Here is a 5,453-nt window from a genome sequence, read left to right as displayed (position 1 = left end):
ACTATAATCTGGGTTACAGTTACGAACTATTAGGTAATACAAAAAGTGCTGAATCTAATTATAGACTAGCACTCTCAATAAATCCTCAATATGACTCAGCCGCAAAAGGGCTAAGTCGAATAGGATTTTAGTTCAATAAGATTTATTTAAGACTATCGCAGATCGCTTTGAAAGCAACTGGATGATTCATAGATAAATCAGCTAATACTTTTCTGTTTAATTCAATTCCTTGAGCGTGAATTTTACCCATGAAAGTAGAATATGACATACCGTGCTCTCTTGCACCAGCATTAATTCTCATAATCCATAAACCTCTGAAAGTTCTTTTCTTCGCTTTTCTATCTCTGTAAGCGTAAGTATAACCTTTTTCCAGCCTGTTACGGGCGTTTGTGTAAACGTTCTTTCCTTTTCCAAAAAAGCCTTTGGCTTGTTTGTATATTTTTTTCTTTCGTTGCTTAGCGGCAACGTTGTTAGTAGCTCTTGGCATATTACTAAATTTTACAGTTAGCGTTCCGCAAAATCGGACTCTTTGGTGCTAATCTATATTCTACAATTAATTATTATCCTCTGCAAAGCATAAACCTTACTCTAGATACATCTGCTTTATGCACACATGTAAAATAAGTTAAGTTCCTTTTTCTTTTAGTCGACTTCTTAGTTAAGATGTGACTTTTAAAGGCATGCTTTCTTTTAATCTTTCCAGTCGCTGTAAAAGAGAATCTCTTTTTTGCACTAGAAACTGTTTTCATTTTTGGCATAGTACTTCTATTTTTTACTTTTCTTTTGACCCGATGATAATGGCGTTAGCATCATAATCATCCTTCGTCCTTCTTGCTTAGGTAATTGCTCTACTTTTGCAAGTTCTTCCAACTCTTGGGCAAACTTTAATAATAACAACTCACCCTTTTCTTTAAATAATATAGATCGGCCTTTGAAGAATACAAATGCTTTTACTTTAGCATTGTCTTCTAAAAACTTAGTAGCATGCTTTAACTTAAAGTTAAAATCATGATCATCTGTATTAGGACCAAATCTAATTTCTTTGACGACTACTTTCGAAGCTTTTGATTTTAGTTCTTTCTGCTTCTTTTTGTATTCGTATAAAAACTTTTTGTAATCAATAATTTTGCAAACAGGAGGTCTCGCTTCCGGAGATATCTGCACTAGATCCAGTTCTTGATCATCCGCCATTTTAATGGCTTCCGTAATGCCGTAAACACCGGGTTCAATACCTTCACCTACAACACGAACTTCCCGAGCCTCAATTTCGTCATTGATTTTGTACGGGTTATATACTTCCCGTCTTGCTCCTTTATTTGATCTTCTAATTGCTATGGCGTAGCCCTCCGTCTTTAATTATTAATATACTCTTTGTTCTTAAAAATCTCTTTTTCGATTTTAGAAACAAAGTCAGTTAACTTCATTTCTCCTAAATCTTCTTTTCCTTGTTTCCTAACCGAAATAGAATCGTTGTTAAATTCTGATTCTCCTACGATAAGCATATAAGGAAGTTTGTTAATTTCTGCGTCCCTTATCTTTTTACCGATTTTCTCGTTACGACTATCGACAAGCCCGCGAAGGTCGTAATTTTTTAGCAATTTTAAAACATTTTCTGCATACTCATTATACTTATCGCTAATTGGTAGGATTATAAATTGTTCGGGCGCTAGCCATAATGGGAATTTCCCTGCGCAATGTTCGATAAGAACAGCAATAAATCGCTCTAGAGAACCAAATGGGGCGCGGTGAATCATTACTGGTCGGTGCTTTTGATCGTCGTTACCTACATAATCGAGTTCAAATCTTTCCGGAAGGTTATAGTCTACTTGAATAGTCCCTAGTTGCCATTGCCTTCCTAAGGCATCTTTTACCATAAAATCCAACTTCGGACCATAAAACGCAGCTTCGCCAAGTTCAACGGTCGTCTTTAATCCTTTCTCTTCGGCTGCTTCGATAATCGCGGATTCTGCTTTCTCCCAATTTTCATCTGAGCCAATATATTTCTCCCTATTTTCTGGATCTCTCAAAGATATTTGAGCTGTATAGTCATGAAAGCCTAGAGCATTAAATACAAACAATACTAAATCAATGACTTTTAAAAACTCGTCTTTTACTTGATCGGGTCGGCAAAATAGGTGAGCATCATCAACGGTAAAACCTCTTACTCTTGTTAATCCAGACAATTCACCCGATTGCTCATATCTATATACAGTTCCAAATTCAGCAAATCGTATCGGTAAATCTTTGTACGACCGAGGTTTGTATTTGTACATCTCACAATGGTGAGGGCAATTCATAGGTTTTAAATAAAACTCTTCACCTTCTTTAGGTGTTTGTATTGGTTGAAATGCATCGGCTCCATATTTTTCGTAATGACCAGAAGTAACGTATAAATTTTTGTTGCCAATATGTGGCGTTACAACGGGTTCGTAACCAGATTTTAACTGAATGTCTTTTAAAAAGTTTTCTAATCTTTCTTTAAGCATTGCACCTTTGGGAAGCCACATTGGTAACCCTTGTCCAACTTTTTCGGAGAACATGAATAGCTCTAATTCCTTACCAATTTTTCTATGATCTCTTTTTTTCGCCTCTTCGAGTAATTCTAAGTATTCGGTTAGCTCTTTTTGTTTAGGGAAACTAATGCCATAAATACGAGTTAGCTGCTTGTTGTTTTCATCTCCTTTCCAGTAGGCACCGGCGACACTTAATAATTTAACCGCCTTGATAAAGCCAGTGTTTGGAATGTGAGGACCTCTGCACAGGTCTGTAAAATCACCTTGCGTGTATAAAGTGATGTTTCCATCTTCTAACCCTTCAAGTAAATCTAATTTGTATTCGTCATCTTTCTCCTTGAACAAAGAGATTGCGTCTGCTTTCGATATTTCTTTTCGTACGAAAGAACTATTTGTTCGAGCGAGCTCTAACATTTTTTTCTCAATCTTCGAAAATTCGTCTGAAGAGAAGTCTCGTCCGTTTAAATCAACATCGTAGTAAAATCCATTGCCTAATGCTGGCCCAACCCAAAATTTAACATCAGGATAAAAGAATTGTAAAGCTTCAGCCATAAGATGAGCTGTAGAGTGCCAAAGAACATTTTTTGCATTATCGCTGCCCCAAGTAATCAATTCTAATTGCGCATCTCCATTTAAAGGACGGGTAGCATCTATTAATTCGCCATCAACTTTGGCGGCTAAAACATTTCTTGCTAGGCCTTCACTTATAGAAGTAGCCACCTCGAGGGAAGTAGTCCCTTCTGGATATGTTCTTGTATTCTTGTCTGGAAAGGTTACTATAATCATATTGGGTAATTAATAAGGTCCGTAAAGGTATTAAAATGACCTTAGAAGTATTTATTATATGATAGCCTTTTCGCTAACGATAATACCATCTTCATCAGAGTATACAAAGTGACCTGGAGTAAATGTAGTGCTTGCAAACTTTACTGGAATTTGTTTATCACCCTGTCCTTTTTTTATACTCTTTATCGGGCAAGTTCCAATGGCTTTAATGCCAATTTCAATTGTACTAATTTCCCTGGCATCTCTTATACATCCGTAAACTATAATACCGGACCATTCATTTTTTACTGCTAGAGCAGCTATTAAATCTCCAACCAAAGCACATCTGGTTGACCCTCCTCCGTCTACGACTAATACCTTTCCATTGCCATTAGTAGATAAGGTCTCTTTTAAGATAACATTGTCCTCAAATATTTTAACAGTAACTATTTTACCAAAAAACGAGGCATGTTTACCGTAAATGTTAAATAATGGATCTGCAATTACTAGATTATCTGAATGATCATCGCAGAGATCTGCTGTGCTTAACTGACTCATTTATTTATGTTTGAATTATTCCTACGTTGTATTTTTCCGTGATAGGTTTATGGTTCGCGGCCTCTATACCCAATGAAATTACATTACGAGTTTCTATGGGATCGATAATAGCGTCTATCCATAAACGAGCTGCCGCATACATTGCTGTTGTTTCTTTCTCGTATTTCTTGGAAATTTTATCTAGGAGTTTTTTCTTATCTGCCTCTGTAATTTGTTCTCCGGCTTTTTTAAGTGCAGACGCTTGTATTTGGACTAAAACCTGGGCAGCTTGTTTTCCTCCCATTACTGCAATTTTAGCGGTTGGCCATCCCACTATAAGTCTTGGATCATAAGCCTTACCGCACATAGCATAATTTCCAGCGCCATATGAATTTCCTAATATTACAGTGAACTTAGGAACTATAGAGTTCGCCATCGCACTAACTAATTTAGCGCCGTTTTTAATAATTCCTTCGTGTTCGGATCTAGAACCCACCATAAAACCTGTTACGTCCTGCAAGAAGACCAGAGGTATTTTCTTTTGATTGCAATTCATAATAAATCGTGCTGCTTTAACAGATGAGTCAGAATAAATAACTCCTCCAAATCGCATTTCACCTTTCTCTGTTTTTATTATGCTTCTTTGATTTGCAATAATTCCAACAGCCCAGCCATCAATATTGGCTGTTCCACAAACGATAGTTTTGCCAAAATCCTCTTTGTACTCGTTAAATTTCGAATTGTCAACGAGCCTATCAATAATATCTCGTGTCTCATACGGTTTCTCGCGGATTTTTGGGATTAAACCGTAAAGTTCATCTAATGATTTGGCGGGCATTCGAGGTTCTGCTCTTTTAAAGTTTGCCAATTCAGAGGGTTGAATAGACTGGAATATTGTTCTGATCTTCTGGATACACTCTGTGTCGTCTTTACAGCGATAGTCAGCAATACCAGAGATAGCAGTATGCGTTGTAGCGCCTCCTAAAGTTTCATTATCGATTTCTTCTCCAATCGCAGCTTTTACCAAATAAGAGCCAGCCAAAAAGATAGAACCTGTACCATCTACAATCAATGTTTCGTCAGACATGATTGGCAGATAAGCTCCACCAGCAACACAACTTCCCATAACGGCAGAAATCTGAACAATTCCTCTGGCAGACATAATTGCATTATTTCTGAATATTCGTCCGAAGTCTTCTTTGTCAGGAAAGATTTCATCTTGAAGTGGAAGATATACTCCAGCGCTATCTACTAAATAAATTATCGGTAGGTTATTCTCCGTAGAGATTTCCTGAGCACGTAAAATCTTTTTTACGGTTATTGGGAACCATGAACCCGCTTTAACACTTGCATCATTGGCAACAATTACACACTGATTACCACTAACGTAGCCAATATGTACCGTGGTTCCACCACACGGGCAACCACCATGTTCTTCGTACATTTCGTACCCAGCCAAAGGGGCTATTTCCAAGAACTTAGTATCTATATCGATTAAGAGATCAACGCGTTCACGAACGGTTAGCTTTCCTTTCTCGTGTTGCTTGTCGAGTTTAGCTTTTCCTCCACCAAGTTTAATGCGATCTATAATCTTGTCCATCCTGGACAAAAGGAACTTGATATGGTCTTCGTTTTCGT

Annotated in this window: 7 protein-coding genes; 1 reads left to right on the top strand and 6 read right to left on the bottom strand. The window is 37.3% G+C overall.

The window, feature by feature from the left end; all coding sequences use genetic code 11:
* A partial coding sequence (locus HRT72_04830) for a pilus assembly protein PilF (GenBank protein NQY67032.1) occupies positions 1 to 131 on the top strand: 131 nt, incomplete at its 5' end.
* 11 nt (positions 132 to 142) lie between these two features.
* Here the strand turns inward: HRT72_04830 and rplT are convergent.
* The 6 genes from rplT to HRT72_04800 form a co-directional block, all read right to left on the bottom strand.
* A complete protein-coding gene (rplT, locus tag HRT72_04825; GenBank protein ID NQY67031.1) occupies positions 143 to 487 on the bottom strand; it encodes a 50S ribosomal protein L20 in 345 nt (114 codons plus the stop codon).
* Between the two features lie 73 nt (positions 488 to 560).
* Positions 561 to 758, bottom strand: coding sequence for a 50S ribosomal protein L35 (gene rpmI / locus HRT72_04820; GenBank protein NQY67030.1), 198 nt, complete (start codon positions 756 to 758; stop codon positions 561 to 563).
* Positions 759 to 765: 7 nt separating this feature from the next.
* Positions 766 to 1,329, bottom strand: coding sequence for a translation initiation factor IF-3 (locus HRT72_04815; protein NQY67029.1), 564 nt, complete (start codon positions 1,327 to 1,329; stop codon positions 766 to 768).
* Between the two features lie 23 nt (positions 1,330 to 1,352).
* Positions 1,353 to 3,299: a threonine--tRNA ligase gene (gene thrS / locus HRT72_04810; protein ID NQY67028.1), complete on the bottom strand. Its 1,947-nt coding sequence runs from the start codon at positions 3,297 to 3,299 to the stop codon at positions 1,353 to 1,355.
* Positions 3,300 to 3,353: 54 nt separating this feature from the next.
* Positions 3,354 to 3,836 carry a ribonuclease E activity regulator RraA gene (rraA, locus tag HRT72_04805; protein NQY67027.1) on the bottom strand — a complete coding sequence of 161 codons (483 nt, stop codon included), beginning with the start codon at positions 3,834 to 3,836 and terminating at the stop codon, positions 3,354 to 3,356.
* Between the two features lie 4 nt (positions 3,837 to 3,840).
* On the bottom strand, positions 3,841 to 5,436 hold the full coding sequence (locus tag HRT72_04800) for an acyl-CoA carboxylase subunit beta (protein ID NQY67026.1): 1,596 nt from the start codon (positions 5,434 to 5,436) through the stop codon (positions 3,841 to 3,843).
* Between the last annotated feature and the right edge of the window lie 17 nt (positions 5,437 to 5,453).

The organism is Flavobacteriales bacterium (assembly GCA_013214975.1).
Lineage (GTDB): Bacteria > Bacteroidota > Bacteroidia > DT-38 > DT-38 > DT-38.
This window is presented reverse-complemented; position numbering and strand designations above follow the sequence as displayed.